The 25,233-nt window shown below is 62.5% G+C and carries 27 protein-coding genes; 14 read left to right on the top strand and 13 right to left on the bottom strand.

The genetic code is table 11. The annotated features are described in order from the left end of the window. Positions 1 to 26 precede the first annotated feature (26 nt). Entirely contained in the window at positions 27 to 614 is a 588-nt protein-coding gene (rplJ, locus tag ACYQ3S_RS11945) for a 50S ribosomal protein L10 (protein WP_459689370.1), read from the bottom strand. 198 nt (positions 615 to 812) lie between these two features. Beyond that, the gene (locus ACYQ3S_RS11940; RefSeq protein WP_459689368.1) at positions 813 to 1,076 is read right to left on the bottom strand and encodes a hypothetical protein; all 264 of its coding nucleotides are present in this window, start codon (positions 1,074 to 1,076) and stop codon (positions 813 to 815) included. A 127-nt stretch (positions 1,077 to 1,203) separates the two neighbouring features. On the opposite strand from ACYQ3S_RS11940, the gene ACYQ3S_RS11935 reads away from it, so the two are divergent. The 3 genes from ACYQ3S_RS11935 to ACYQ3S_RS11925 all read left to right on the top strand — a co-directional run bounded on the left by ACYQ3S_RS11935 (position 1,204) and on the right by ACYQ3S_RS11925 (position 3,375). After that, positions 1,204 to 1,377, top strand: a complete 174-nt coding sequence (locus tag ACYQ3S_RS11935; protein WP_459689367.1) for a ribbon-helix-helix domain-containing protein — start codon at positions 1,204 to 1,206, stop codon at positions 1,375 to 1,377. 72 nt (positions 1,378 to 1,449) lie between these two features. After that, positions 1,450 to 1,623 carry a ribbon-helix-helix domain-containing protein gene (locus tag ACYQ3S_RS11930; protein ID WP_107631413.1) on the top strand — a complete coding sequence of 58 codons (174 nt, stop codon included), beginning with the start codon at positions 1,450 to 1,452 and terminating at the stop codon, positions 1,621 to 1,623. Between the two features lie 96 nt (positions 1,624 to 1,719). Then, positions 1,720 to 3,375 (top strand): S-layer homology domain-containing protein, encoded by a 1,656-nt coding sequence (locus ACYQ3S_RS11925; RefSeq protein WP_459689365.1) that lies wholly within the window; start codon positions 1,720 to 1,722, stop codon positions 3,373 to 3,375. Between the two features lie 73 nt (positions 3,376 to 3,448). Here ACYQ3S_RS11925 and rplA read toward each other — a convergent pair whose 3' ends face one another. The 5 genes from rplA to rpmG all read right to left on the bottom strand — a co-directional run bounded on the left by rplA (position 3,449) and on the right by rpmG (position 5,721). Beyond that, a complete protein-coding gene (gene rplA, locus ACYQ3S_RS11920; RefSeq protein ID WP_147573781.1) occupies positions 3,449 to 4,144 on the bottom strand; it encodes a 50S ribosomal protein L1 in 696 nt (231 codons plus the stop codon). A gap of 108 nt (positions 4,145 to 4,252) precedes the next feature. After that, positions 4,253 to 4,678 carry a 50S ribosomal protein L11 gene (rplK, locus tag ACYQ3S_RS11915; RefSeq protein WP_054326515.1) on the bottom strand — a complete coding sequence of 142 codons (426 nt, stop codon included), beginning with the start codon at positions 4,676 to 4,678 and terminating at the stop codon, positions 4,253 to 4,255. Positions 4,679 to 4,773: 95 nt separating this feature from the next. Further along, positions 4,774 to 5,310 carry a transcription termination/antitermination protein NusG gene (nusG, locus tag ACYQ3S_RS11910; protein WP_054326514.1) on the bottom strand — a complete coding sequence of 179 codons (537 nt, stop codon included), beginning with the start codon at positions 5,308 to 5,310 and terminating at the stop codon, positions 4,774 to 4,776. Positions 5,311 to 5,322: 12 nt separating this feature from the next. Next, complete coding sequence (secE, locus tag ACYQ3S_RS11905) at positions 5,323 to 5,553, bottom strand: preprotein translocase subunit SecE (RefSeq protein WP_054326513.1); 231 nt, start codon at positions 5,551 to 5,553, stop codon at positions 5,323 to 5,325. A gap of 18 nt (positions 5,554 to 5,571) precedes the next feature. Then, the gene (gene rpmG / locus ACYQ3S_RS11900) at positions 5,572 to 5,721 is read right to left on the bottom strand and encodes a 50S ribosomal protein L33 (protein ID WP_054326512.1); all 150 of its coding nucleotides are present in this window, start codon (positions 5,719 to 5,721) and stop codon (positions 5,572 to 5,574) included. Between the two features lie 261 nt (positions 5,722 to 5,982). On the opposite strand from rpmG, the gene ruvX reads away from it, so the two are divergent. After that, positions 5,983 to 6,426: a Holliday junction resolvase RuvX gene (ruvX, locus tag ACYQ3S_RS11895; protein WP_459689363.1), complete on the top strand. Its 444-nt coding sequence runs from the start codon at positions 5,983 to 5,985 to the stop codon at positions 6,424 to 6,426. 60 nt (positions 6,427 to 6,486) lie between these two features. On the opposite strand, the gene secA is transcribed toward ruvX, so the two are convergent. Together secA and ACYQ3S_RS11885 are read right to left on the bottom strand one after the other, a co-directional pair. Further along, entirely contained in the window at positions 6,487 to 9,243 is a 2,757-nt protein-coding gene (gene secA, locus ACYQ3S_RS11890) for a preprotein translocase subunit SecA (RefSeq protein ID WP_459689362.1), read from the bottom strand. A 115-nt stretch (positions 9,244 to 9,358) separates the two neighbouring features. Next, positions 9,359 to 10,288, bottom strand: a complete 930-nt coding sequence (locus tag ACYQ3S_RS11885) for a calcium/sodium antiporter (protein ID WP_459689361.1) — start codon at positions 10,286 to 10,288, stop codon at positions 9,359 to 9,361. Positions 10,289 to 10,584: 296 nt separating this feature from the next. Between ACYQ3S_RS11885 and prfB the strand changes: the two genes are divergently transcribed. Then, positions 10,585 to 11,709 carry a peptide chain release factor 2 gene (gene prfB, locus ACYQ3S_RS11880; RefSeq protein WP_459689359.1) on the top strand — a complete coding sequence of 375 codons (1,125 nt, stop codon included), beginning with the start codon at positions 10,585 to 10,587 and terminating at the stop codon, positions 11,707 to 11,709. Between the two features lie 29 nt (positions 11,710 to 11,738). Here the strand turns inward: prfB and ACYQ3S_RS11875 are convergent, their stop codons facing one another. Then, a complete protein-coding gene (locus ACYQ3S_RS11875) occupies positions 11,739 to 12,644 on the bottom strand; it encodes a LysR family transcriptional regulator (RefSeq protein ID WP_459689358.1) in 906 nt (301 codons plus the stop codon). 137 nt (positions 12,645 to 12,781) lie between these two features. On the opposite strand from ACYQ3S_RS11875, the gene ACYQ3S_RS11870 reads away from it, so the two are divergent. The 4 genes from ACYQ3S_RS11870 (at position 12,782) to ACYQ3S_RS11855 (ending at position 15,536) form a co-directional block, all read left to right on the top strand. After that, positions 12,782 to 13,807 (top strand): YeiH family protein, encoded by a 1,026-nt coding sequence (locus ACYQ3S_RS11870; protein WP_459689356.1) that lies wholly within the window; start codon positions 12,782 to 12,784, stop codon positions 13,805 to 13,807. Between the two features lie 61 nt (positions 13,808 to 13,868). Continuing rightward, positions 13,869 to 14,228 carry a TSUP family transporter gene (locus ACYQ3S_RS11865; RefSeq protein WP_459689354.1) on the top strand — a complete coding sequence of 120 codons (360 nt, stop codon included), beginning with the start codon at positions 13,869 to 13,871 and terminating at the stop codon, positions 14,226 to 14,228. Further along, complete coding sequence (locus tag ACYQ3S_RS11860; RefSeq protein WP_459689383.1) at positions 14,228 to 14,605, top strand: TSUP family transporter; 378 nt, start codon at positions 14,228 to 14,230, stop codon at positions 14,603 to 14,605. Before ACYQ3S_RS11865 ends, ACYQ3S_RS11860 begins: the two co-directional genes overlap by 1 nt. A 46-nt stretch (positions 14,606 to 14,651) precedes the next feature. Further along, a complete protein-coding gene (locus ACYQ3S_RS11855) occupies positions 14,652 to 15,536 on the top strand; it encodes a DUF4349 domain-containing protein (RefSeq protein WP_459689353.1) in 885 nt (294 codons plus the stop codon). 58 nt (positions 15,537 to 15,594) lie between these two features. Here the strand turns inward: ACYQ3S_RS11855 and rny are convergent, their stop codons facing one another. Next, positions 15,595 to 17,139, bottom strand: coding sequence for a ribonuclease Y (gene rny / locus ACYQ3S_RS11850; protein WP_459689351.1), 1,545 nt, complete (start codon positions 17,137 to 17,139; stop codon positions 15,595 to 15,597). Positions 17,140 to 17,424: 285 nt separating this feature from the next. On the opposite strand from rny, the gene pgeF reads away from it, so the two are divergent. The 4 genes from pgeF (at position 17,425) to ACYQ3S_RS11830 (ending at position 21,930) form a co-directional block, all read left to right on the top strand. Then, complete coding sequence (pgeF, locus tag ACYQ3S_RS11845; RefSeq protein WP_459689349.1) at positions 17,425 to 18,225, top strand: peptidoglycan editing factor PgeF; 801 nt, start codon at positions 17,425 to 17,427, stop codon at positions 18,223 to 18,225. 19 nt (positions 18,226 to 18,244) lie between these two features. After that, the gene (locus ACYQ3S_RS11840) at positions 18,245 to 19,873 is read left to right on the top strand and encodes an ABC transporter substrate-binding protein (protein WP_459689348.1); all 1,629 of its coding nucleotides are present in this window, start codon (positions 18,245 to 18,247) and stop codon (positions 19,871 to 19,873) included. Positions 19,874 to 19,956: 83 nt separating this feature from the next. After that, positions 19,957 to 20,976, top strand: coding sequence for a tRNA 2-thiouridine(34) synthase MnmA (mnmA, locus tag ACYQ3S_RS11835; protein ID WP_459689347.1), 1,020 nt, complete (start codon positions 19,957 to 19,959; stop codon positions 20,974 to 20,976). A 51-nt stretch (positions 20,977 to 21,027) separates the two neighbouring features. Continuing rightward, positions 21,028 to 21,930 (top strand): DMT family transporter, encoded by a 903-nt coding sequence (locus ACYQ3S_RS11830; protein WP_459689345.1) that lies wholly within the window; start codon positions 21,028 to 21,030, stop codon positions 21,928 to 21,930. A 56-nt stretch (positions 21,931 to 21,986) separates the two neighbouring features. On the opposite strand, the gene recG is transcribed toward ACYQ3S_RS11830, so the two are convergent. Together recG and lexA are read right to left on the bottom strand one after the other, a co-directional pair. After that, entirely contained in the window at positions 21,987 to 24,029 is a 2,043-nt protein-coding gene (gene recG / locus ACYQ3S_RS11825; RefSeq protein WP_459689343.1) for an ATP-dependent DNA helicase RecG, read from the bottom strand. A 12-nt stretch (positions 24,030 to 24,041) separates the two neighbouring features. Beyond that, entirely contained in the window at positions 24,042 to 24,632 is a 591-nt protein-coding gene (lexA, locus tag ACYQ3S_RS11820; protein WP_459689342.1) for a transcriptional repressor LexA, read from the bottom strand. A gap of 221 nt (positions 24,633 to 24,853) precedes the next feature. Here lexA and ACYQ3S_RS11815 point away from each other — a divergent pair, with 221 nt between their 5' ends. Further along, complete coding sequence (locus ACYQ3S_RS11815) at positions 24,854 to 25,204, top strand: Asp23/Gls24 family envelope stress response protein (protein ID WP_459689340.1); 351 nt, start codon at positions 24,854 to 24,856, stop codon at positions 25,202 to 25,204. Positions 25,205 to 25,233 lie beyond the last annotated feature (29 nt).

Raw genomic sequence — 25,233 nt, 5'->3', positions numbered from 1 at the left:
TAAGTGATTTGTCAATGATTTTTTAATTATTCCGCAGCGGGAGCTTCCTCTGCGGCGGCTTCCTCCGCAGCCGGAGCCTTCGCGGCGACCAGCTCGGCCACCTTCATCTCCTCGTTGCCCTCCGCCTTTTTAACAATAGCGTCGCAGGCAATAGCAAGCTGCATAATGGGGAAATTGAAGCTGTACAGAACCTGCGCGATAAGGACTTCCTTGCTCGGCATGTTGGCCAGCTTCTTCACCTCGTCCGCGTCGATTACCTTTCCTTCCAGGTAACCGGCCTTGATGGTGAAGTTCTCGTGGGTCTTGGCGAAGTCGCCCAGGATCTTCGCGGGCGCGATCACGTCCTCGGACGTGGAGATCGCCAGCGCGGAAGTACCGTTCAGGTGCTCGTCCAGCGCGTCGAAGCCCAGCTCCTTGGCGGCAAAGCGGATCAGGGTGTTCTTGATGACCATATACTCAACGCCCGCTTCGCGAAGCTGGCGGCGGAGCTTGGTGTCATCCTCAACGTTGATGCCCTTGTAATCCACCAGGACGCCGGCGGGAGAATTCTTGATCTTTTCCACCAGGGAAGCGACCAGAGCTTTCTTTTCCTCCAGAACCTTTGCATTCGGCATCTTAATTCACCTCCTAAAAAATAAAAGTACCCTTCCGGTGCAAAGACACAGGGAGGGTACACAGAAAACCTCATAAAGAATCCGAAAAAATTCGTTCCGTGTTGACCTCGGCGGGCGGCGGGAAGCGCCATTAAAGCCATGCGGCTGCCAGCTGTCTTTGACCAAGCTCATATATTATATCCGAAAAGCGCGGCGCTGTCAAGGGGATTTGAAATAAAAATCATCCGAAAGTTCGGGCCTGCGCAGCTCGTCCAGATATTCCTCGTACTCCTCGCGGGGGGTGAGGTCCCTGCGCCGGAAATAGCCGCAGGCGTCCTCGTCAAACCGCACGGGGCGGGAAACATCGAAGTCGGCGCACAAGCCGTAATCGGTTTCGTAATAGTCCCCCATATTTTCGTGATAGAGGAACAGCGTTTGATAATACCGGCAGTCTTTACAGCGGAAGTCGTTCTGATTGCGCATAGAATATCCCCTCCTTACTTATAATATACACATAAACTTAATTAAGGTCAAGTAAGGTTAAGTAAGATTAATGCCCTTGTATTATCCTTATTGTATTCTTAGAATAAGTAAGGAAGGAGGCGGGCATATGTCAGAATATCCATTGGTGAACCGCAAACAATTTACATCCACCATGCGGAATGACTTGATGGAAGCGTTTAACCAGCTCCATGAAGAAACCCGCATCCCGAAATCAAAACTTCATGACGAAGCCATCGAGGACCTGCTCAGGAAGTATCATCACGAGTCTCCGGAAAAATAAAAGGCGCTGTGCTAAACTGTATTTAATAAAGCGTGAAAGAAAGTAACATGCAAAAGAATGGAGGGCGCTATTATGGCTGAACCGTACTTGAAATATAGGAAACGTTTTACTTCATCGCTGAAAAATGAGCTGGTTCCTCTTTTTGATGGATTGGCACAGCAAACACGGATTCCCAAATCTCGGCTGCTGGATGAAGCCATCGAGGACCTGCTCAAGAAATACCATTACGAAATCCCCGAAAAATAAAAAGCGCGCCGCACGGCGCGCTTTTTGCATCTCCCCTTGTGCGGAACGCGGTACTGTGCTAAACTGTGCTTAATAAAACCGTTAAGGGGGAATAACATGCAAAAGCAATGGAAACGACTGCTCGGCGCGGCGCTGGCCGCGCTGTGCCTGCTGCCGGCCTCCGCGGGCGCCGCGGGCGGCACGCAGAGCGCCAGCCTGCCGATGGGCGGCACGATGGTCTATCTGGAAATGGGGCCGGGGCGCACCGGAGAGGTCACCCTCGGCAACGGGCGGCTGTTTCAGACGCAGTCCGCGTCCGGCCATGTCAGCGCCAAGGCCGCGGAAAGCGGCAAAATGGTCGCAGTCTCCATCAACGGCGGTTATTTTGACGCATACAGCGGCGGCGCGACCGTGTACGCCACCGTGATCCAGGGCGGCGAGGTCGTCAACGGCGGCGGCGAAAAGCCCACGCTGGCCTTTACCGCAGACGGCAAGCCCCTGATCGACCGCGTCAAGATCGAAACCAAGATCGCGTTCCGCGGCGAAGGCGATTCCACAGTAACGGCCTATTCGGTCAACAGCTATGACGCCAACAACGCCTGGGCGAGCGCGCTCATCACGCCGCACTACGGGCGCGCGCTGAGCGTTGCCCAGGGCGCGCGCATCGTCACCATGAAGGACAGCGTGGTCACGAGTATCCAGACCGGCGGCACGGTGCCGGCGCTGGCCTGGGGTACGACCGCGCTGGTCATCAACCAGAGCGCGTGGAACAATATGGCGACCTATTTCCTCGAACCGCAGGTCGGCAACGCCGCGGTGCGCCAGACGGTCTATACGCCGCAGCACGACAGCGCCGCCGAATGGACGGGGATTGTGAACGGCGTGGGCGCAGGCCCGCTGCTGCTCAAGGACGGCGTGGATGTGTGCGACCAGAACAGCGACTTCACCGACCCCAAGCAGTCGCCGGACTATGCCTCCTCGCGCTCGTTCGCGGCGGTTATGGGCGACGGGCGGCTGGTGCTGGGCAGCGCGACCGGCTCGACCATGCGCAGCATCGCGCAGTACCTCAAGGGGCTGGGCGCGGTGGACGCGATGGCGCTGGACGGCGGCGCGTCCACCTTCCTGAGCGTGGGCGGCTCCACCGTGCATGCGGCGGGCCGCAGCCTGACCAATGTGCTGCATATTGTCGATTATGCCTCCGGCACGCTGCCCAAGGGCGTCCAGCCGCGTGATTTTGATACCCCGTCGGACTGGGCGGCGCAGACGGTCAGCGACGCGGCCGCGGCCGGCATCGTTCCGGAAGCGCTGCAGAACGGCTATCAGAAAAACATCACCCGCAAGGAGTTCTGCCAGGTGATCGAGGCCATGCTCAAGCAGGAAATGACCGATTATGACAGCAGGCTGTACCAGACCGGCATCACCTACAACCAGGCGCGCGAGGCGCTGACCGATACCTGGGACATCAGCGTCATCAACTGCTACCGCTTCGGCATCATTGACGGCGTGGGAAATAACAAATTCAGCCCGAACGAAAGCCTGACGCGCGAGCAGGCGGCCAAAATCCTGATGGGCGCGGCCAAGACGATCGGCCTGTCCGGCAGCGAGGCCAATAATTCGTGGGCGGATGCTTCCCAGATTTCGTCGTGGGCGCACGAGGGCATCAACTATGTCGTCGGCGCGGGGATCATGAACGGCACGGGTGAAAACCGCTTCGAGCCGCAGGGCCTGTTCACCCGCGAGCAGGCGATCGCCACGGTTTACCGCATGCTGTAAGGCTTGCAGGGCAAAAAAACACGCTGGACAACGTCCAGCGTGTTTTTTATCTTTGATGAAGATGCCGCGGGGCTTAGCCCATCATCTTCGCCGCGTTCACCTTGACGCCCGGCCCCATGGTGGAGGCTACGACGCAGGAGCGGATATACTGGCCCTTGGCCGCAGCCGGCTTGGCCTTGATGATCGCGCCCATGAGCGCGTCAAAGTTGTCCTGCAGCTTCTCCGTGCCGAAGGACGCCTTGCCGATCGGGCAGTGGATGATGTTGGTCTTGTCCAGACGGTACTCGATCTTACCGGCCTTGGACTCCTGAACAGCCTTGGCAACGTCCATGGAAACCGTACCCGCCTTCGGGTTCGGCATCAGGCCCTTGGGGCCGAGCACGCGGCCCAGGCGGCCGACAACGCCCATCATGTCCGGCGTGGCGATAACCACGTCAAACTCAAAGAAGTTCTCCTTCTGGATGCGCTCCATCAGGTCCTCCGCGCCTACGATATCGGCGCCGGCGGCCAGCGCCTCATCCGCCTTGGGACCCTTGGCGAAAACGGCAACGCGCACGTTCTTGCCGGTGCCGTGCGGCAGCACGATCGCGCCGCGCACCTGCTGGTCCGCGTGGCGGGAGTCAACGCCCAGCTTGACGTGCAGCTCGATGGTTTCGTCGAACTTGGCCTTTGCGGTCGAAATAACGGTGGAGAGCGCCTCGGACGGATCGTACAGACGGGTACGGTCGATCGTCTTTGCGCTGTCTACATACTTTTTACCTTTATGCACAATAAATCCTCCTTAAGTGGTAATGCGGGAATAGGCTAAACCTAACCCTCCCACTTTGACCGGCGCCTGCAAAAAGCGCGGTCAAAATCCATTCAGCTTATTCTTAAATTATTCCTCGACGGTAATGCCCATCGAGCGCGCGGTACCAGCGATCATGCTCATCGCGGCTTCCAGGGAAGCGGCGTTCAGGTCGGGCATCTTGGTCTCCGCGATCTTCTGGCAGTCCGCCTTGGAAAGCTTGGCGACCTTGGTCTTGTTCGGTACGGCCGAACCGGATTCGATGCCGCAGGCCTTCTTGATGAGGACCGGCGCCGGCGGGGTCTTGGTGATGAAGCTGAACGAACGGTCCGCGTAGACCGTGATGATAACCGGAATAATCATGCCGGCATCGTTCTTGGTGCGCTCGTTGAATTCCTTGGTAAAGGCCATGATGTTAACGCCATGCTGGCCGAGGGCCGGACCGACCGGGGGAGCCGGGGTCGCCTTGCCCGCGGGAATCTGGAGCTTGATATAACCTACTACTTTCTGTGCCATGTCGAAAGGTTCCTCCTTCAAAAAATGTGGTGGCTGGCGAGTATGCGTTCATACTCTCCCACTTGCCGTGAAAACGGAACGTGCGTTCCGGTGGATCACTCCTCGAGTGTTTCCACCTGGTCGAGCTCAAGCTCGACGGGGGTTTCGCGCCCGAACATGGAAACCGTGACGTTTACCCTGTTCTTGTCCGGCTCAAGGGCCGAAACGACGCCGATAAAGCCGGCCAGCGGCCCGTCGATGACGCGCACACTGTCGCCCACTGCGTAGTTGACCTCGATCTCGCGCTTCTCCACGCCCATCGCGGCGATCTCGTCCTCGGTCAGCGGGATCGGCTTGGAGCCGCCGGACTTGTCCTGCCCGACAAAGCCGGTGCAGCCGCGCGTGTTGCGGACCAGGTACCAGGTTTCGTCGGTCATGACCATCTTGACGAGCACATAGCCCGGGAAGAGCTTGCGCTCAACCTCGCGGCTTTTCCCGTCCTTAACCTCGGTGACGGTCTCGGTCGGGATGTTGACCGCGGGGATCAGGTCGTGCAGCTTGCGGTTTTCGACCGCTTTTTCGATCGAAGAGGCTACCTTGTTTTCGTAGCCGGAGTATGTGTGGACCACATACCATTTTGCAGCGTCTGACATAAATGCCTCCTTTTAGGCGGCGAAATGCGTAAGCAGCGTCTGGATGCCGAGATTGAATACGAGGTCAAGGATCCAGATAAAGATACCGATGACGATAACGCAGGCGATAACGACAAGCGTATTGTTCACTGTCTGCTGGCGGGTGGGCCAGACGATTTTGCGGCACTCGCTTTTCAGTTCGCGGAACCACTTGCCAATCCGTGCAAAGAGACCGGGCTTCTTAACCTTGGTTTCTTCAGCCATGAAGCTACTTCCTTTCTCTTACTTCGTCTCGCGGTGCAGCGTGTGCTTCCGGCAGAAACGGCAGTACTTGTTCATTTCCAGACGGTCCGGATCGTTCTTCTTGTTCTTGTTCGTGTCATAGTTCCTTTGCTTGCACTCCGTGCAGGCGAGCGTAATCTTAACGCGCATAAATAACGGCACCTCCTTTTAATATTTCGCCCCATCCCATACCCCTGCGGCATGGGCGCGGGACTGTTTGCCTCCCTTTGCCAGTGTTCCGGCGCCGTTTTTCGAGACACGCGAAAAATGGGCGCAAAAAAAGAACCTGCATAGGTTCTTTCAGTATAGCATGGGGGTGGTGGCCGGTCAAGGGTTTTTTGCGAAAAAGTGCTGAAATTTTTATGTTTTTATGATATACTGAGTTTAACCACAAGATATAGGAGTATACATATGCGTATTTTGGGCATCGATTACGGGGACGCGCGCACCGGCCTTTCGGTTTCCGACCCATCGGGCTTTCTGGCCGGCTCGCCGAGCGTCATCCACGAATGGAATTATGAAAGGCTGGTGGACCGGCTGGCGGCCTTTGCCGCGGAAAACAGGATCGAGGAGATCGTACTGGGCTGGCCGAAAAACATGGACGGCACGGCGGGGCCGCGCGCGGAAAAGTGCGAGGCGCTGGCGCGCACGCTGGAGGAGCGCACCGGCCTGCCGGTGACGCTCTGGGACGAGCGGCGCACCACGGTCGCCGCGCACGATATCCTGCACCAGAGCGGCAAAAAGAGCAAAAAGCACCGCGAGAGCGTGGACGCGGTCGCCGCGTCGCTGATCCTGCAGGGCTATCTGGATTTCAGACGCCGGCAGCAGCAGGCCGGCGGCAGGCGGGAGGAATAAAAAGAGGAGGGTGGCCCGACGGGCCGCCCTCTTTTTCCCGCGGCAGGCCGCGGGGCGCTTTTATTTATACGGGTTATCCGCCTTGAGGTAGCAGCACTTTTTGTACTTTTTGCCGCTGCCGCACGGACACGGGTCGTTCGGGCCGATCTTTTTGCCCACGCGCTTGGGTTCGGGCTTGGCCGTGCCGTCGGACGCGCCGGCGGCGCTCGTCTCCTTAGCGACCTGCTCGCGCTTGGGCTCCTCGCGGGTGCGCACCTGCGCCAGGAAGATCATGCGCACGGTGTCCTCGCGGATAGCGTCGATCATCGCGTCGAACATGTCGAAGCCCTCGCGCTTGTACTCGACCACCGGATCGTGCTGGCCGTAGGCGCGCAGGCCGATGCCGTTGCGCAGCTCGGTCATCGCGTCGATATGGTCCATCCACTTGGTATCCACGTTTTTCAACAGCACCACGCGCTCCAGCTCGCGCATGATCGGCGGCGTGAGCGCCTGCTCCTTTGCCTCGTAAACGCGGTGCGCCTGGTCCGCCAGCACGTTGGTGAGCTGGTCCGCGGTCAGGTCGTCGCATTCCTCGGGCGTGAACGTGCAGTCCTCCGGCCGCAGGAATACGCCGAGGAACGGGCGCCGTGCCTGCTCGACCATCGCAGGCTCGATGACGGTATGCTCGCCGACCGCCGCGTGTACCGCGCGGGCGATGGTGTCGTCGATCATTTTGACAATGCTGTCCTTGACATCCTTGCCCTCAAGCACCTGCAGGCGCTGGCTGTAGATGGTCTGGCGCTGGGTGTTGAGCACGTCGTCGTACTCCAGCACATGCTTACGGGTGGCAAAGTTGCGGGATTCGATCTTTTTCTGCGCGTTTTCGATCGCGCCGGACAGGATCTTCTGGTCGATCGGCTCGTCCTCCTCGATGCCGAGGGAATCCATCATATTCTGGATCTTTTCCGAACCGAACAGGCGCATCAGGTCGTCTTCAAGCGAGATATAGAACGAGGATTCGCCCGGGTCGCCCTGACGGCCGGCACGGCCGCGGAGCTGGTTGTCGATGCGGCGGGATTCGTGCCGCTCGGTACCCAGGATATACAGGCCGCCCGCCGCGCGCACCTTTTCCGCGTCCGCGTCGGTTTCCTGCTTGTATTTCCGGTACAGCTCTTCAAACTTCGCGCGGATGGCGAGCACCTCGGGGTCGTCGGTTTCCGCGTGGCCGTTGGCCTCGTAGAGCAGCTCGGGGGTGTAATCGCCCTTCTTCAGCTCGTCGAGCGCCATGGTTTCGGCGTTGCCGCCGAGCATGATGTCCGTGCCGCGGCCGGCCATGTTGGTTGCAATCGTGACCGCGCCCGGCTTGCCCGCCTGCGCGACGATATCCGCCTCGCGCTCGTGGTACTTGGCGTTCAGGACGGTGTGCTTGATGCCCTTGGCCTTGAGGATTTTGGACAGCTCCTCGGATTTCTCGATGGACACCGTGCCGACCAGGATGGGCTGTCCCTTGGCGTGGCATTCCTCGATGCGCGCGATGGTGGCTTTGATCTTGCCGCGCTCGTTCTTGTACACCGCGTCCGGATTGTCCTTACGGGCGACCGGCTTGTTGGTGGGGATCTCGATGACGTCCAGCTTGTAGATGTGGCGGAACTCCTCCTCCTCGGTCAGCGCAGTGCCGGTCATGCCGGACAGCTTGCCGTACAGGCGGAAATAGTTCTGGAAGGTGATGGTGGCGAGCGTCTTGCTCTCGTGCTGGACCTTGACGCCCTCCTTGGCTTCGATCGCCTGGTGCAGGCCCTCGTTATAGCGGCGGCCGAACATCAGGCGGCCGGTGAACTCGTCGACAATGATGATCTGCCCGTCGCGCACGACATAGTCCACATCGCGCTGCATGACGCCGCGCGCCTTGATGGCCTGGTTGACGTGGTGCTGCAGCGTGGTGTTCTCCGGATCGGACAGATTGGCCACCTGGAAATACGCCTCCGCCTTGGCCTGGCCGTGCGGGGTCAGGGTTGCGGTGCGGGCCTTTTCGTCCACGATATAATCCGCGTCGATATCGTCCTGCTCCTCCTTGGCGTCAACTTCCTTGACGCGAAGCTGCTTGAGGCCGGCCGCGAAGCGGTCCGCGAGCTGGTACAGCGCGGAGGACTGCTCGCCCTGGCCGGAAATAATCAGCGGGGTGCGCGCCTCGTCGATCAGGATGGAGTCCACCTCGTCCACGATGGCGAACGCGTGGCCGCGCTGCACCATGGACTGCTTGTAGATCGCCATATTGTCGCGCAGATAGTCGAAGCCGAACTCGTTGTTCGTGCCGTAGGTGATATCCGCCTCGTACATGGCGCGGCGTCGGGCCGGCTCGACCTCATGGATCACCAGGCCCACGGTCAGGCCGAGGAAGCGGTAAACCTTGCCCATCCACTCGCTGTCGCGCTTGGCGAGGTAGTCGTTGACCGTGACGATATGCACGCCCTTGCCGGCGATCGCGTTGAGGTAGGCGGGCAGGGTGGCGACCAGCGTCTTGCCTTCGCCGGTCTTCATCTCCGCGATGCGGCCCTGGTGCAGCACGATGCCGCCGATGATCTGCACGCGGTAGTGCCGCATGCCCAGCACGCGCCACGCCGCCTCGCGGCAGGTGGCGAACGCCTCGGGCAGGAGCTGGTCGAGCGTTTCGCCGTTCTGGTAGCGGGTCCTGAACTCGTCGGTCTTGGCGCGCAGCTCGGCGTCGGACAGCTTTTTATACTGCTCCTCCAGCGCGTCGACCCTGTCCGCGATGGGATTGATCTTTTTCAGCTCATGACTCGAATGGGAGCCAAAGAGTTTGGTCAAAAAATTTGCCATCTGTTTGATTCAGCCTTTCAGGAGGGAATACGCGTCCCTTTTTCATCATATCAGACCTATTATACCACATAAATACGCGGATACAAACAAATTTTTTGTGAACAGGGGACGGGGCTTACCGCGCGATCAGGTACACGGTATATGCGATGTAGCACAGCGCCATCAACGCGCCGGGGAAACGGCCGAGCCGGCCCCTGCACGCGGGCAGGTAAAAAACGATGGTGATGCCGATCAGGACAAGGCAGTCCACGATCGAGGTGGACAGCACCGGAATCGGCGTAATCACGGACGAAACGCCGAGGATGAGCAGGATGTTGAAAATGTTGGAGCCGATCACGTTGCCCATGGCGATTTCATTCTGTCCCTTGCGCGCGGCGACCAGCGAGGTCACCAGCTCGGGCAGCGACGTGCCGATGGCCACGATGGTCAGGCCGATCAGCGTTTCCGACAGGCCGAACATGCGCGCGACGCCGGTCGCGCCGCTTACCGCGAGCTGCCCGCCCAGAATGATGCACGCAAGGCCGAGCAGGATATTCACGCCGATCATCAGCGGCGGCATGGCGATCTCCTCAGCCGCGTCGTCGAGCGGGTTGCGGCCCGTCAGCGCGGCGCGGATCTGCAGGAACAGCGTCAGCGCGAACACGGCGAGCAGCACCACGCCTTCGAGCCGCGAGAGGGTCAGGTCGGGCGCGATCATCGCGCAGAGCATGGCCGCCGCCAGCAGGGACAGCGGCCAGTCGCGCCGCAGCAGCGTGCGGTCCATCACCAGCGGGCAGATCAGCGCGGAAAGGCCGGCCACGACCAGCAGGTTGAAAATGTTGGAGCCCAGGACGTTGCCGACCGCGATCTCATTGGCGCCCTGCAGCGCGGCGGTCACGCTGACCGCCAGCTCGGGCGCGGAGGTGCCGAAGGCCACGATGGTCAGGCCGACGAGCAGCGGCGACACCCCCAGCCGCCGCGCCAGCGCGGACGCGCCCGCGACAAATTTGTCCGCGCCCCATACGAGCAGCGCGAAGCCGAGAACAAGCATGATGAATGACTGCATAAAAAACACCCCTAAGAAAAAATAACATATCTGTGCGCAAAAAAAGAGACTTTTATTGCGCCCCAGGCAATAAAAGTCTCGCTGCTTCCGGAACGGCACGGGCTGCCGAAACAGCCGGGTATGGCGATGCCGACCACGCGTCGGACAGGCGCGTGAGCTACTCCCTTTTACTCATACAGACCTAAATATAGAGACTGGCGCCGCATTTGTCAAGCAAAACTGGAAAAAATCTTTACATTTGCGGGATGGGCCGTTATACTATAAGGTACTGAAAAATTCATGAAGGAGCATTTTGCATGCTGCAATTCGAGGAATACAAGGTCAAGCTGAACAACCTGAAGCCCGAGCTGGAGGAACTGTACCGCTCGCTGGGCATGGAGCAGGCAAAGCGCGAGGTGGAGGAGCTGGAAATCAAGTCCGCCCAGCCCGGCTTTTGGGACAATCCGGAGGAGAGCCAGAAGATCGTCTCCCGCATGGGCGCGCTCAAGGGCAAGATCGAAGCCTATGAGCGCATGAGCAGCCTGTGCGACGACCTGCTGACCATCTGCGAAATGGCCATTGAGGAAAACGACGAGTCCATGCTCGAAGAGCTGGAAAGCGGCTATCAGGAGCTGGAGGAAGGCGTGGCCGAGCAGAAGCTGTCCACCCTGCTTACCGGCGAATACGATAAAAACAACGCGCTGGTGTCCTTCCACGCGGGCGCGGGCGGCACCGAGGCCCAGGACTGGTGCGAGATGCTGTACCGCATGTATACCCGCTGGGCCGAGCGCCACGGCTATACCTATAAGATCATGGACTATCAGGATGGGGACGAGGCCGGCCTGAAAAGCGCGGACATCCTGATCGAGGGTGAAAACGCCTACGGCTTCCTCAAGGGCGAATCCGGCGTACACCGCCTGGTGCGCATTTCGCCGTTCGACGCCTCCGGCCGCCGCCATACCTCGTTCTCCGCGGTCGAGGTCATACCGGATATTCCGGATGATTCGGCGGATTTCGAGATCAAGCCCGAGGACTACGAGATGCAGGTGTTCCGGTCGAGCGGCGCGGGCGGCCAGCACATCAACAAGACCTCCTCCGCCGTGCGCCTGATCCATAAGGCGACCGGCATCGTGGTTTCCTGCCAGACCGAACGCAGCCAGTTCCAGAACAAGGACAACTGCCTGCGCATGCTGCGCTCCAAGCTGGTCGAGATCAAGGAACGCGAGCACCTGGAAAAGATTTCGGATATCAAGGGCGACCAGAAAAAGATCGAATGGGGCAGCCAGATCCGCTCCTACGTCTTTATGCCCTACACGCTCGCCAAGGATACGCGCACGGGCTTTGAAAACGCCAACATTGGCGCCGTGATGGACGGCGAGATCGACGGGTTCATCAACGCCTACCTGTCCGCGCTGGCGACCGGAAACTGGGCCGGCAAATAACCGCGGAAACAAATCAAAGGGAGGAAGCCTCAGGCTTCCTCCCTTTTGCTGTCGGCCGCGGCGCGCAGCAGGCCGAAAATTTCGCGGTACGCTTGCGCGAACACGCTGTTTTTCCGCCAGAGGAAGGTAAAATCGTGCAGGACCGGAAAACCGGACAGCGCGATCTCACGCAGCGCGCCGCTTTCCAGCTCGGCACGGACGGTTGGTTCATACAGGAACGCGACGCCCTGCCCCATGCGGACGAGCGCTTTGATGGCGTTCAGACTGCCGATCTCGGTGACCGCGCGGAAGTCCCGCACGGTCAGGTTATGCTCCCGCAGGCGGCGCTCCAGGATCTCCCGCGTGCCGGAGCCGGGCTCGCGGGTGAGCAGGCGCTCACCGAGCAGGTCCTCCAGGGTATGCACCGGCTGCCGGAAGCGGTAGTCGGGCGCGCAGACCGCTACATAGCGTTCGGTCAGATAGGGCAGGCTGTCGTATTCGCTTTTCTCAAAAAAGCCCTCCACAATCGCAAAATCAATGTCGCCCCGATCAAGCTCGCGCAGCAGCTCGGCGGTGTTGGCGACGATCATGCGGAGCCTGACGTCCGGCTCCGCGGCCAGCAGGCGCGCGAGCGGGGCGGGCATGATGTATTCCCCGATGGTGAGCGTCGCGCCGAACACCAGCCGCCGCCCGCCGCCGGACAGGCTGCCCAGCGCGTCGCGCAGGTGCTGTGCGTCGTGGCGCATGGTGGTCGCGGTGCGCAGGAACAGCCGCCCCGCGTCGGTGAGGGCCAGCTTTTTCCCCTCAAAGGAAAAAAAGCGGGCGCCGTACTGCGCTTCCAGCGCCCGAATGTGCTGCGAGACTGCAGGCTGCGTGATATGCAGCGCGTCCGCGGCGCGCGTAAAGCTCATGCAGCGGCAGACCGCCAGAAAGGTATCCACACGAAAATCCAGCATAGGGATCAACTCCTGCCCTTATCATAACATAAAATTATGATAAAATAAAGAATGATAATTTTACATAATAAAAGCGGCGGCGTATACTATTTCCAGACAAAAATGGGAAACAATGTGGAGAGAGAGGTAACGCAAAGATGGAATTTTTCAAAAAGAACGGTCTGGGCCTGCTGCTGTGCCTGGCCATCGCGGCGCCGGCATGGCTGCTGGGACAGGCGGCGCCGGTCGTGGGCGGGCCGGTGTTCGCTATCTTAATCGGTATGACGCTTACGCTTTTCTGGAACGATAAGGGCAGGGTGCAGGCGGGGATCGCCTTCACCTCCAAAAAAATCCTGCAATACGCGGTCATCCTGCTGGGGTTCGGGCTGAACCTGTCCGAAATCGCCAAGGTGGGCGCGCAGTCGCTGCCGATCATCGTGTCCACGATCACGACCTCGCTGGCCGTGTCGTTCCTGCTGTGCAGGCTGCTGAAGATGAAAGCCAACATTTCCACCCTGGTCGGCGTCGGCTCCTCGATCTGCGGCGGCTCGGCCATCGCGGCGGCCGCGCCCGTCATCGGCGCGGACGATGAGGAGATCGCGCAGGCGATATCGGTTATCTTTTTGTTCAACGTGATCGCCGCGCTGACCTTTCCGACGCTGGGCGGCGCACTCGGCCTGTCGAACGATGGATTTGGGCTGTTCGCGGGTACGGCGGTCAACGATACCTCGTCCGTCACGGCGGCCGCGGCAGCATGGGACGGAATCCATGGCAGCAATACGCTGGACACCGCAACCATCGTCAAGCTGACGCGCACGCTCGCCATCATCCCGATCACGCTGGCGCTTGCCGTCTGGCGCGCGGCAAAGGCCAGACAGTCGCGCGGCGTCACGAGCGGCACGTTTTCACTTAAAAAGGTTTTTCCGTTTTTCATCCTGTTCTTTGTGCTGGCGTCGGTCGTGACGACGGCCTGCACGGCGGCGGGCGTACCCGCGGCGGCGTTTTCACCCTTCAAGGCGCTGTCCAAATTCTTTATCGTCATGGCGATGGCTGCGATCGGCCTGAATACCAACATCGTCAAGCTGGTCCGGACGGGCGGCAAGCCGATTCTGATGGGGCTGTGCTGCTGGGTCGGCATCGCGTGCGTCAGTCTGGCCATGCAGCGCGTGCTGGGCATCTGGTAACGGCGGGAAACGCACATAAAAAAGGTCCCTCCGGCGCAAACTGTCGCCGGAGGGCTTTTTTATGAAAAACAATACCAGGTATGCCGTAACGGGCGCGCTGGCGGGCGCGGCCAACGGCTTTTTCGGCGCGGGCGGCGGGCTGTTTCTGGTGCCGCTGCTGGTAAGCTGGTGCGGCATGGAGCAGCGCCGCGCGTTCGCGACCTCGGTCGCGGTCATCCTGCCGCTCAGCGCGGTATCGGCGGCGATCTACTGGATGAAGGGCGGGCTGGACGTGGCGGCGGCGTGGCCCTATCTGCTGGGCGGCGCGGCGGGCGGCGTGATCGCGGGCCGTATTTTCCAGAAAATGAGCATGGTCTGGCTGCGGCGGGTGTTCGGACTGCTGATTCTGTATGGCGGCGTAAGGGCGGTGCTGCTGCTGTGATGACGATGATCGCGGTGGCGGCCGGCCTGCTGACCGGCATCCTGTCCGGCTTCGGCATCGGCGGCGGCTCGCTCCTGCTGCTGTATCTGACGCTGTTTGCAGGCGTCGACCAATACCAGGCGGGCGGGATCAACCTGCTGTACTTTATCGCCTGCGCCCCCGCCGCGCTGTATTCGCATATCAAAAACGGGCTGGTGCAGAAGAACGCGGTCAAGTGGTGCGTGGCCGCGGGCGTGCTGACCTCGGTTGCGGCGGCGCTTGCGGCCGCGCGCATGGATACCGGCTGGCTGCGCCGTGCGTTCGGCGTGTTTCTGCTGTATATCGGCGCGAAAGAGCTGTTTACAAAGCGGAAACAATCGGGAACGGAGGGAAAATAATCCCCGTCTAACAGGATATCCAACAAAGGGAAAGGGGTGTCCTGACATGAAAAGACGAGGATTTTCTCTGCTGTCTGCGCTGGCCCTGCTGCTGGCGCTGACGGCCTGCGGCGCGTCGGGCGGCGCGGACGCTTCCGGCAGCACGGCAGCGGCGGAGGACAACAGCGCCGGCTGGACGGAGAGCGCGGCCGCGCCGTCGGAGGGCGGCGGGACGGTTGATTTTGCCGCGGTGCGGCAAAACGCAAAGTTCATCCTGTCCGCGGACCTGACGCTGGAGACGCAGGCGTTCGACCAGGCCGGCGCGGATATCGAAGCGCTGGCAGCCGGCGCGGGCGGCTATATCGAGGCGAGCAGCGTGTCGGGCGAGCTGGGCGGCCGGTACGCCAGCTATACGCTGCGCGTGCCGCAGGAGAAATTCGAGGTGTGCTTCACCCAGCTCGGCGAAACCTGCCATGTGGTGTCGTCGAGCCGCTGGAGCGAGAATGTGACCGAGCAGTACACCGATCTCGAAACGCGCCTGGCCACGCTGCAGACCAAGCATGAGCGGCTGGTGGCGCTGCTCGGCCAGGCCGCCCAGATGGAAGACATCATTTCGCTGGAAAACGCCCTGGCGGATTGCGAATATGAGATCGACAGCCTGAGCGGCGAAAAGCGCCGTTACGATAACCTGGTCGATTTCGCAACCATCACGGTATCGCTGCGCGAGGTGCAGGCGCTGACCGCGGTTTCCGGCGGCACGGGCTTTGGCGCGCAGCTCATGCAGGCGGCGCAGAGCGGCTGGCGCGGGTTGGCCGGTTTTGTGCGCGGCGCGGTGCTGTGGGCGGTCGCGGCCTGGCCGCTGCTGCTCGCGGCTGGCGTGGGCGGCGGCGCGGCGCTCCGGTTCCGACGGCGCAGGAAAAAAGGCGCCCCGCCGGACGAGCCGAAGCCGTAAAAGGGTAAAAAACAAGGGACAAACGCTGGTCTGTCCCTTGTTTCCTGTTTGCAGAGCGTTACTTGGCGTAATCGACCGCGCGGGTCTCGCGCACCATGTTGACCTTGATCTGGCCGGGATAATCCAGCTCATCCTCGATCTTTTTGGCCACGTCGCGGGCGAGCAGCACCATCGCGTCGTCCGAAATCTTATCCGGATTGACGATAATGCGGATCTCGCGGCCCGCCTGGATGGCGTACGAGCTGGAAACGCCGGGCGTTTCGTTGGCGATGCCTTCCAGCTTTTCCAGGCGCTTGATATAGTTTTCCAGGTTCTCGCGGCGCGCGCCCGGGCGCGCTGCGGAGATCGCGTCCGCCGCCTGCACCAGGCAGGCGATGGTGGTCTTGGCCTCCACGTCGCCGTGGTGCGCCTCGATCGCGTGGACGATGCCGGACGCCTCCTTGTATTTGCGGGCCAGGTCGACGCCGATCTGCACATGGCTGCCCTCAACCTCGTGGTCGATCGCCTTGCCGATGTCATGCAGCAGGCCGGCGCGGCGCGCGGGTACGGGGTCGATGCCCAGCTCGCTGGCCATCATGCCGGCGATGTGCGCGACCTCAATCGAATGCTGCAGCACGTTCTGCCCGTAGCTGGTGCGGTAGCGCAGGCGGCCGAGCGTTTTGACCAGCTCGGGATGGATGCCGTGGATACCGGTTTCAAAGGTGGCGCGTTCGCCCTCGGATTTGATAATCTGCTCCACCTCGCGGCGGGATTTTTCCACCATTTCCTCGATGCGGGCAGGGTGGATGCGCCCGTCCACGATCAGCTTTTCCAGGCTCAGGCGCGCGATCTCGCGGCGCACGGGGTCGAACGAGGAAAGCGTGATGGCCTCCGGCGTGTCGTCGATAATCAGATCCACGCCGGTCAGCGTTTCGAGTGTGCGGATGTTGCGGCCCTCGCGGCCGATGATGCGGCCCTTCATTTCATCGTTTGGCAGCGGCACAACCGATACGGTCGCCTCGGAAACATGGTCGGCCGCGCAGCGCTGGATGGCGGTGGAGATGATCTCGCGCGCGGTCTGTTCGCTTTCGTCCTTGACGCGCTGGTTGATCTCGCGCAGCTTGACCGCCGCGTCGTGCGTGGCCTCGGCCTCGATCGACTGGACCAGCATCTCGCGCGCCTCGTCGCGGGTCATGCTGGCGATCTGCTCCAGCTTTTCAAGCTGCTCGGCCTTGACGCGGGCCAGGTCGTCCTTTTCCTTCTGGGTTGCCTCCAGCTGGCGGGACAGGTCTTCGTTTTTGCGCTCGAGCGTATCGCTTTTTTTGTCCAGCGCCTCCTCGCGCTGGATCAGGCGGCGTTCGAGCTGCTGGGTCTCGTTGCGGCGCTCCTTGAGCTCGCGGTCGGCTTCGGTGCGCTGCTTGTGGATCTCGTCCTTGGCTTCGAGAATTGCTTCCCGCTTTTTGGTTTCGCCGGCCTTGATGGCCTCGTTGATGATGCGCGTCGCTTCGGTCTCGGCGGAGCCGATCTCTTTTTCCGCAACACGCTTGCGGTACAAAAAGCCAATGACAACGCCCACAACGAGACACACGATACCGGTGACGAGCGGTATGATGATGTCGTTCATTGCTTTGGTGTGTCCTCCTATTGATTTTTTTGAGTGCAGTGGCCCCCTGTCGGGCAGAGGTCCGGTTATAATGCCCTTGAAAAAAGCCGTGCGTATTTTTACGCAGGCTATATAACAGCAGGTATTATACTAAAAAATATTGTAAAGCCTGTTGGTCAAACTGTCAAGAAAAACACGTCCGCGCGCGGGCAGATTTTGGCGCTTTTTGAGAAGAACGGTTTTGCGCCCTTGTGGAGGGGGGCTGCATTTGATATAATAATACAACTGAATCGGGAGGAAAAACGCATGCATCGATCCATGTGCCGCGTTCAGCGCGGACCATTTGTTTATTATACCTGCCGCCGGCTGCCGGTGCGGCACGCCTTTACGACCAAGTACGGCGGCGTGAGCACGGGACACTGTGAAAGCCTCAACCTGGGCTTCAGCCGGGGGGACGAGGAGGCCAGCGTGCGGGAAAATTACCGCCGCCTGGCAGAAGCGCTCGGCGTGGACGAAAAACGCTTCACGCTGACCCGTCAGGTCCACGAAACCGAGGTTTCGGTCGTCGGGGAGGAGCAGGCCGGCATGGGGCTGCACCGCCCGATGGCGTGGCGGTCGGACGCGATCGTGACCGCGCTGCCGGACACGCCGCTCTGCGGCTTTTACGCGGACTGCGTGGTGACCCTGCTGTACGATCCGGCGACGCATACCGCGGGCGTGGCCCACGCGGGCTGGCGCGGCATGGCGGGCGGCATCCTGCCCAAAACCGTGGAGGTGATGGCGGCGCGCCTGGGCGCGAAGCGCGAGAGCCTGATCGCGGTCCTGGGGCCGTCCATCCGGCAGGAGTGCTTTGAGACCGACGCGGATGTGCCGGAGGCGATGGAGCGCCTGCTCGGCGCGGCCGTACAGCCCTATATTCGGGAAAAGGGCGCGAAATTCCACGTTGACCTGCAGGGCATCGGCGTAAAGCTGCTGCGGGACGCGGGGCTCGCGCCGGAAAACGTGATCGACAGCGGGCTGTGTACCATGTGCCACAGCGATGAATTCTGGTCGCACCGCGCGACCCGCGGCGTGCGCGGCGTGCAGGGCGGCGTGATCTGCCTGTGACGGAAAGGGAGTCCGTTTTATGAAATGGAAAAAACGCGCGCTGGCGGCGCTGCTGGCGGCGCTCTGCCTGCTGACGGCCTGCGGGGAAGGCGGGCTGGGCGGGGACGACGGGCCGGTTGACACGGTCGAGGTGTCGGACGCATATTTCGGCATGGCCTGGTACCAGAACGGCACGCTCAATCCGGTGCTGGACAGCACCAGCATCAACCGCCTGCTGTGCGAGGCGCTGTACGAGGGCCTGTTCGAGGTCAGCGGCAATTTTACCGCGCAGAATGTGCTCTGTGCGTCGTATGCGGGCGATGGGACGACGTTCACCTTTACGCTGCGGGACGACGTGACGTTCTGGTCGGGCGAGAAGCTGACCGCGGCCGACGTGGCCGCCAGCCTGCAGGCCGCGCAGTATAACGAGGCGTCGCCGTACCATAACCGGCTGACCGAGGTGGCCTCGATCGAGGCGCTGTCCGGCAGCGAGGTGCGTATTGTGCTGTCCTCGCCCAACATCAATTTTCCCCGCCTGCTCGATATCCCGATCTACCGGCAGGGCTCGGCCGAAAGCGGCGATTTTGCCGACGGAACCGGCCCGTTCCAGCCGGTCAAGGACGGCAACCAGTGGAAGCTGGAGGCCAATGAGAGCTGGCACGGCGGGTTCCTCGGCTCCATCCGCCATATCACGCTGGTACCCATGACGCGCGCGGATGCCGCGGAATCCAGCTTCCGCACAGGGGATGTTTCGCTGCTGCGCGAGCCGCGCATCGCGCCCGACGGGGCGAGTACGATCATCGGCGGGTCGATCGACACCGTGCGCACCGCGAGCGCGGACCTGCATTACCTGGGCGTCAACTACAGCAACCCCTACCTTGCCAACGCCAAGGTGCGGCAGGCGCTCAGCGCCGCGCTCGGCCGGCAGAGCCTGTGCGACACGCAGCTGCAGACCTTTGCTACGCCGGCGGTCCTGCCGGTCAACCCGCAGCCCGCGGCCGACGGGCTGACGCTCAATATGTCCGCCGATACCGAGACCGCCGCGCGCCTCCTGCGCGAGGGGCTGGAGCAGGCCGGCGGCGCGGGGGACACGGGACAGGACGGCGGCGAGGCGGATACGGACGAGGAAGACAGCGAAACGGATACGGACGAGGACGACGCCGACGGAGAGGCCGGCGGGACGGATACCGGCAGCGGCGGCGGGGACGCGGCCCTGTCCATCCGGCTGCTCGTCAACGCCAACAATACGTTTAAGTTGGCGGCGGCGGAACAGATCGCGGCCTCCTGGAAAGCGGTCGGCGTGTCGGTGACCGTGGACCGGCAGCCGTATGAAACCTATGTGTCCATGCTGCAGTCCGGCGATTTTGACGTATACTACGGGGAAACGCTGCTGACGCCGGATTTTGACCTGCGCCCGCTGCTTTCCTCCGGCGGCAGCCTGAACTACGGCGGCTATTCCAGCCAGACCATGTCCGCCGCCGTCGCCGCCGCGCGCAGCGGCGACAATCTCGCGGCGTTCTACACGGCGTTCGCGGAGGAAATGCCCTTTATCCCGATCGCGTTCGAGTGCGGGCAGCTCATCATCCGCAAGGGCCTGATCGATAATTTCAGCCCCGCGCCGTACAATGCGTTTGCAGGGCTGGAGGAGTGGACCTCGTCCGGCGAATAAGCGGCGGACGTTCTGTGAAAATGAGCGCGGGGCGCTCATTTTCTTTTTGATGGCAGCCCCGAACAGTAGGAGATTTTACAAGAATGATGGAAAAAGTTGTGTTAGGATTATCAGGCGGCGTGGATTCCGCGGTTGCGGCGGCGCGCCTGCGCGCGCAGGGCTTTGCGGTACACGGGCTGTTCCTGGAGGTCGGCCTGGGCGGTGCGGAGGCCGCGCAGCAGACGGCGGACGAGCTGGGCATCCCGCTTTACGTCGCGCACCGGCGCGAGGCGTTCGAGCAGCAGGTGTGCGCCTATTTCGCGGACTGCTACCGCACCGCGCGCACGCCCAACCCGTGCGTGGTGTGCAACCCGCTGGTCAAGTTCCGCGCGCTGACCGACTACGCGGACGAGATCGGCGCGCCCTATGTCGCCACCGGCCACTACGCCCGCACCGGACGGGACGCGCAGGGGCGCGCGCTCCTGCTGCGCGCCCGCGCGGAAAAGGATCAGACCTATATGATGCACCGCCTGCCGCGGCGGACGGTCGCGCGCTGCCTGTTCCCGCTGGGGGAGAGCGCGGGCAAGGACGAAACCCGCGCCGCAGCGCGCGATATCGGCCTGTCCGTGTCCGAGAAGCCGGACAGCATGGATATCTGCTTCATTCCGGACGGGGATGTGCAGGGCTGGCTCGAACGTCACGGCGCGGCCTGCCCGCCGGGCAATTTTGTGGACGAGGCAGGCAACGTTCTGGGGCGGCACAAGGGGCTGCACTGTTATACGGTCGGCCAGCGCAAGGGGCTGGGCGTGGCCGCGGCGGGCCGTCTGTTCGTCCACGCGCTGCGGCCGGAGACCGACGAGGTGGTGCTGTCGCTCGAGGACGTGTTCGAAAAGGAAATCAGGGTGCGCGACGTACACTACATCGCGCCCGAATACGCGGAAAACGGCGCGTTCCCCTGCGAGGTGCGCGTGCGCTTTTCCCGGCGCAGCGACCGCGCGCTGGTCTATCCGGAGGACGGCGGCGCGCGCATCGTGTTCGAGGACGCGGTCCGCGCGCCCGCAAGGGGGCAGAGCGCGGTGTTTTATGACAACGATATTGTGATCGGCGGGGGCTTTATCTGCTGAGCCCGCCGGGGCGCGGCCAGCCGCGCCCGCTGCATAGAGAGAGGGGTTACCATGAGGGAAAATCACAGGCTGCAGGGGCATTTGCTCGCTGCGCTGACCGTGCTGGTGTGGGGTACGACGTTTGTTTCGACCAAGGTGCTGCTGCGCGCGTTCACGCCGCTGGAAATCATGGTCGCCCGCTTCGGGCTGGGCTTTGCGGCGCTGCTCGCCGCGGGACGCGGGTTCGTCAGGCCGCAGAAATGGCAGCATGAGCTGCTGTTCGCGCTGGCGGGCCTGACCGGCGTGACGCTGTACTTTCTGATGGAGAATATCGCGCTGACCTATATTTCCGCGTCCCTGGTCGGCGTGATCGTGGCGGCGGCGCCGCTGTTTACCGCCCTGTTCGCCGCGCTGCTGCTGCGCGAGCGGCTGACGCGCTGGTTCTTCCTCGGCTTCCTGTGCGCGATGGCGGGCGTGGCGCTGGCGTCGCTGGCGGGCGTGAGCGAGCTGCATTTCAGTCCGCTGGGCGCGCTGCTCGGCGTGGGGGCCGCGCTGGTGTGGGGCGTGTATTCGGTCCTGATCCGCAGGCTGGGCGCGATGGGCTACCGCACGGTGCCGCTGACCTGCCGCATTTTCGGCTACGGCCTGCTGTTCCTGCTGGCGCCGGCCTGCGCGGAGGGCTTCCCCGCGGGCGCGGCGGCCTGGGTCGAGCCGGTGCATCTGGCAAACCTGCTGTTCCTTGGCCTGGGCGCGTCCGCGACCTGCTTTGTGACCTGGAACCGCGCGGTGTTCCTGCTGGGGCCGGTGCGGACGAGCGCGTATATCTATGCCACGCCCATCGTCACCATCGTCAGCTCCGCGCTCATTCTACACGAAACCATGACGCCGGCCATGTGGCTGGGGACAGTGCTGGCGCTGGCCGGCTTGGTGCTGTCCGAGCGGCGGGAAAAGCCGGCGGACGGAGAGGACGCATAAGGGCATAAACAAAAAAAGGGCGGGAGCCGCAGCGGCTCCCGCCCTTTTTATCCCCTTCAGTTGAACGCCTCGTCGTCCCGCGCGGCGAACATGCGCTGCACGCGCGCGCACAGGGCCGGATAGCCCGCCAGCCGCGGGTCGGCGGCCAGGATGGCCTCGGCCTCCTCGCGGGCGGACTGCATGAGCGCGAGGTCGGCGGCCAGGTCGGCCACATGCAGCGCGGGCAGGCCGTGCTGGCGGCGGCCGAAAAAGTCGCCCGGGCCGCGCTGGGCGAGGTCGGCGCGCGCGATCTCGAACCCGTCGCCGGTCCGGCACAGGATCTTCAGGCGCTCGCGGGCGGCTTCGCCCTTGTCCGCGCCGAAAAACACGCAGTAGGACTGCCGCGCGCCGCGCCCGACCCGCCCGCGCAGCTGGTGGAGCTGGGACAGGCCGAAGCGGTCCGCGTCCTCCACCACCATCAGGTTGGCGTTCGGCACGTCCACGCCGACCTCGATCACGGTCGTGGCGACCAGAATATCATACTGCCGCGCGGCGAAATCGCGCATCACCCGCTCCTTGTCCGCGTTTTTCATGCGGCCGTGCAGCACGGCGACGCGGCGGTGCGGCAAGGCGGCCTGCAGGTCCTTCGCGTGCTGCTCCGCGCTTTTGAGGTTTAATTCGCCCTCCTCAACCAGCGGGCAGACGACGTAGGCCTGCCCGCCCGCCGCGATCTGCTTGTCGATAAAGGCGGTGATGCGCCGGCGCATAGCTTCCCCCACCGCGTAGGTCTCGACCGGACTGCGGCCGGGCGGCAGCTCGTCCAGCACGGAAACGTCCAGGTCGCCGTACAGGATGAGCGCGAGCGTGCGCGGGATGGGCGTGGCCGACATGACCAGCACATGCGGCGTTTCCCCCTTGGCCGAAAGCGCGGCGCGCTGCGCCACGCCGAAGCGGTGCTGCTCGTCCGCAATGACCGCGCCCAGCCGGTGAAAGGCAACGCCCTGCTGGATGAGCGCGTGTGTGCCGACCACGACCTGCGCCGCGCCGGTTTCGATTGCGGCGAGCGCGGACCGCTTTTGCGCCGCGGTCATCGAGCCGGTGAGCAGGGTGCAGGAAATGCCCAGCCGGCCCAGCAGGGGGGCGAGCGTTTCCGCGTGCTGGGCGGCGAGGATTTCGGTCGGCGCCATGAAAGCGGCCTGCCAGCCGTTCTGCGCGGCCAGCGCGCACAGCGCCGCCGCCACGACCGTCTTGCCCGAGCCGACGTCGCCCTGCACCAGCCGGTTCATCGGCCGGCCGGAGGCGCAGTCCGCCGCGATCTCCCCGATCGCGCGGCGCTGCGCGCCCGTGGGGGCGAAGGGCAGCGCGTTCAGATAGGCGTCCAGCCCGTCCTGCGCGAAAAGGATGCCGGAATCGGCGCGGCGGCGCTCCTTGAGCTGCTGCAGGCCGCAGCACAGCAGGAACAGCTCCTCGAACACCATGCGGCGGCGCGCCTCGGCAACCTCGTCCGCTGTCTGCGGGCGGTGGATGGCGGCCAGCGCGTCGGCCGCGTCCGGCAGACGGTATTTGGCGCGCAGCACCTCGGGCAGCGGGTCGGGCCAGTCGCCCGGCACGGCGGCGAGCGCGGCTTCGGTCACGCGCTCCAGGTCGCGCTGGGTCAGCCCCGCGGTCAGCGGGTAAACCGGCACGATGCGGCCCGGGTGGTCCGCGTCCGGCGCGACCTTCTCGGTCTGGGGCGAAACGAGCGTCCGCGCGCGGCCAAAGCCCTGCACGCGGCCGTAAAACACATATTCCTGCCCCGCGCGCACCAGCGCGGCGGCATAGGGGTTATTGAACCAGGTGACGTGCAGCGAGCCGGACTCGTCGAAAATCGTGCATTTGACCAGCGTCAGCCCCTTGCGGATGCGGCTGAGCTTGGGCTCGGTACCCACGACCGCGCGGACGGCGTACTTGTCCTCCGCGCCGATATCCGCGATGCGGGTGATGCGGGTGCGGTCCTCATAGTCGCGCGGATAGGTTTCGAGCGCGTCGCGCAGGGTGCGGATATGCAGTTTTTCAAACAGCTTCGCCTTTTTCGGGCCGATGCCCTTGACGAATTGGATGCTGTCGTCCAGTGCCGGCATAGGCGTCGCTCCTTAATATTCCCGATAGACCGCTTTGACCACGCCGAGGATCTGGCAGCCCGTACCGTTGATCGGCGGGTAGGCCGGATTTTCCGGCATCAGCCATACGCCGTCCGGCGTGAGGTTCAGCGTTTTGCAGGTGGCCTCGTCCTCCAGCAGGGCGATGACGATATCGCCGCTGCGCGCCTGCGCGTCCTGCCGGACGATCACGAGGTCGCCGTCCAGGATGCCGGCGCCGGTCATGGAATCGCCGCGGATGCGCAGGGCATAGTACTCCCCGCCGCCCGCCGCCGGCTCGAACGGGACGTATCCGATATGCTCCTCCACCGCGAGGATGGGCAGGCCGGCCGTTACCCGCCCGAGGATGGGGACGCGCGGCACCATGGACGGGCCGCTGACCGGCGTCAGCGCGCGGGATTTATGGTCGCTCGGCTCAAGATAGCCCGCCTCCTGCAGCTTTTTCAGATGCGCGTGTACGGTCGAGGGGGAACGCAGGTCCATTTCAGCGCAGATCTCGCGCACGGAGGGCGGGTAGCCGTGCTCCAGGGAGAATTCGCTGATATAATCGAGGATGCGCTGCTGTTTTGGGGAAATTTTTTTCATGGGGTCTGCACTCCTTCACACCTTGCCTGAAAGGAACATACGTTCGCATTTTCTTCATTATACCGTATTATGGCGGGAAAAGCAAACATTTGTTTCTATTGTTACCGGAAATTTATAGATTCATGACATGCTTTCCGCATTTTGCTTGTATTTATAGGGCATTTGATATAAAATATAGGGTAAGTAACCAGACAGCCAACCAATCACAGGGAGGGTTTTCTATGACGATCAAGACTGATCTCGGATATATCGAAATCACAAACGAAGTGCTGGCCGGCATCGCGGGTTATGCGGCTTCCTCCTGCTTTGGGGTGAAGGGCATGACCATCCGCTCGATGTCGGACGGGCTGGCGCACCTGCTCGGACGGGAGAACCAGTCCCGCGGCGTCAAGGTGGCCGAGGCGCCGGACGGCGGCGTCAATATCGACCTGCACATCGCGGTGGAACACGGGGTGAACATTGCGACCGTGTGCCGCTCGATCATCGGCGAGGTGCGCTACCATGTGGAGCGCCTGACCGGTGTGGACGTAAAGAACGTGGACGTTTATGTGGAGAGCATCCGCGCGGACTGATGGACAGGGGCTGCAGGCCCCCGTATCCC

The sequence above is a fragment of the Agathobaculum sp. TL06 genome (genome assembly GCF_054658635.1).
The sequence above is the reverse complement of the archived record's forward strand: the minus strand, read 5'-3'. Positions and strand labels throughout refer to the sequence as shown.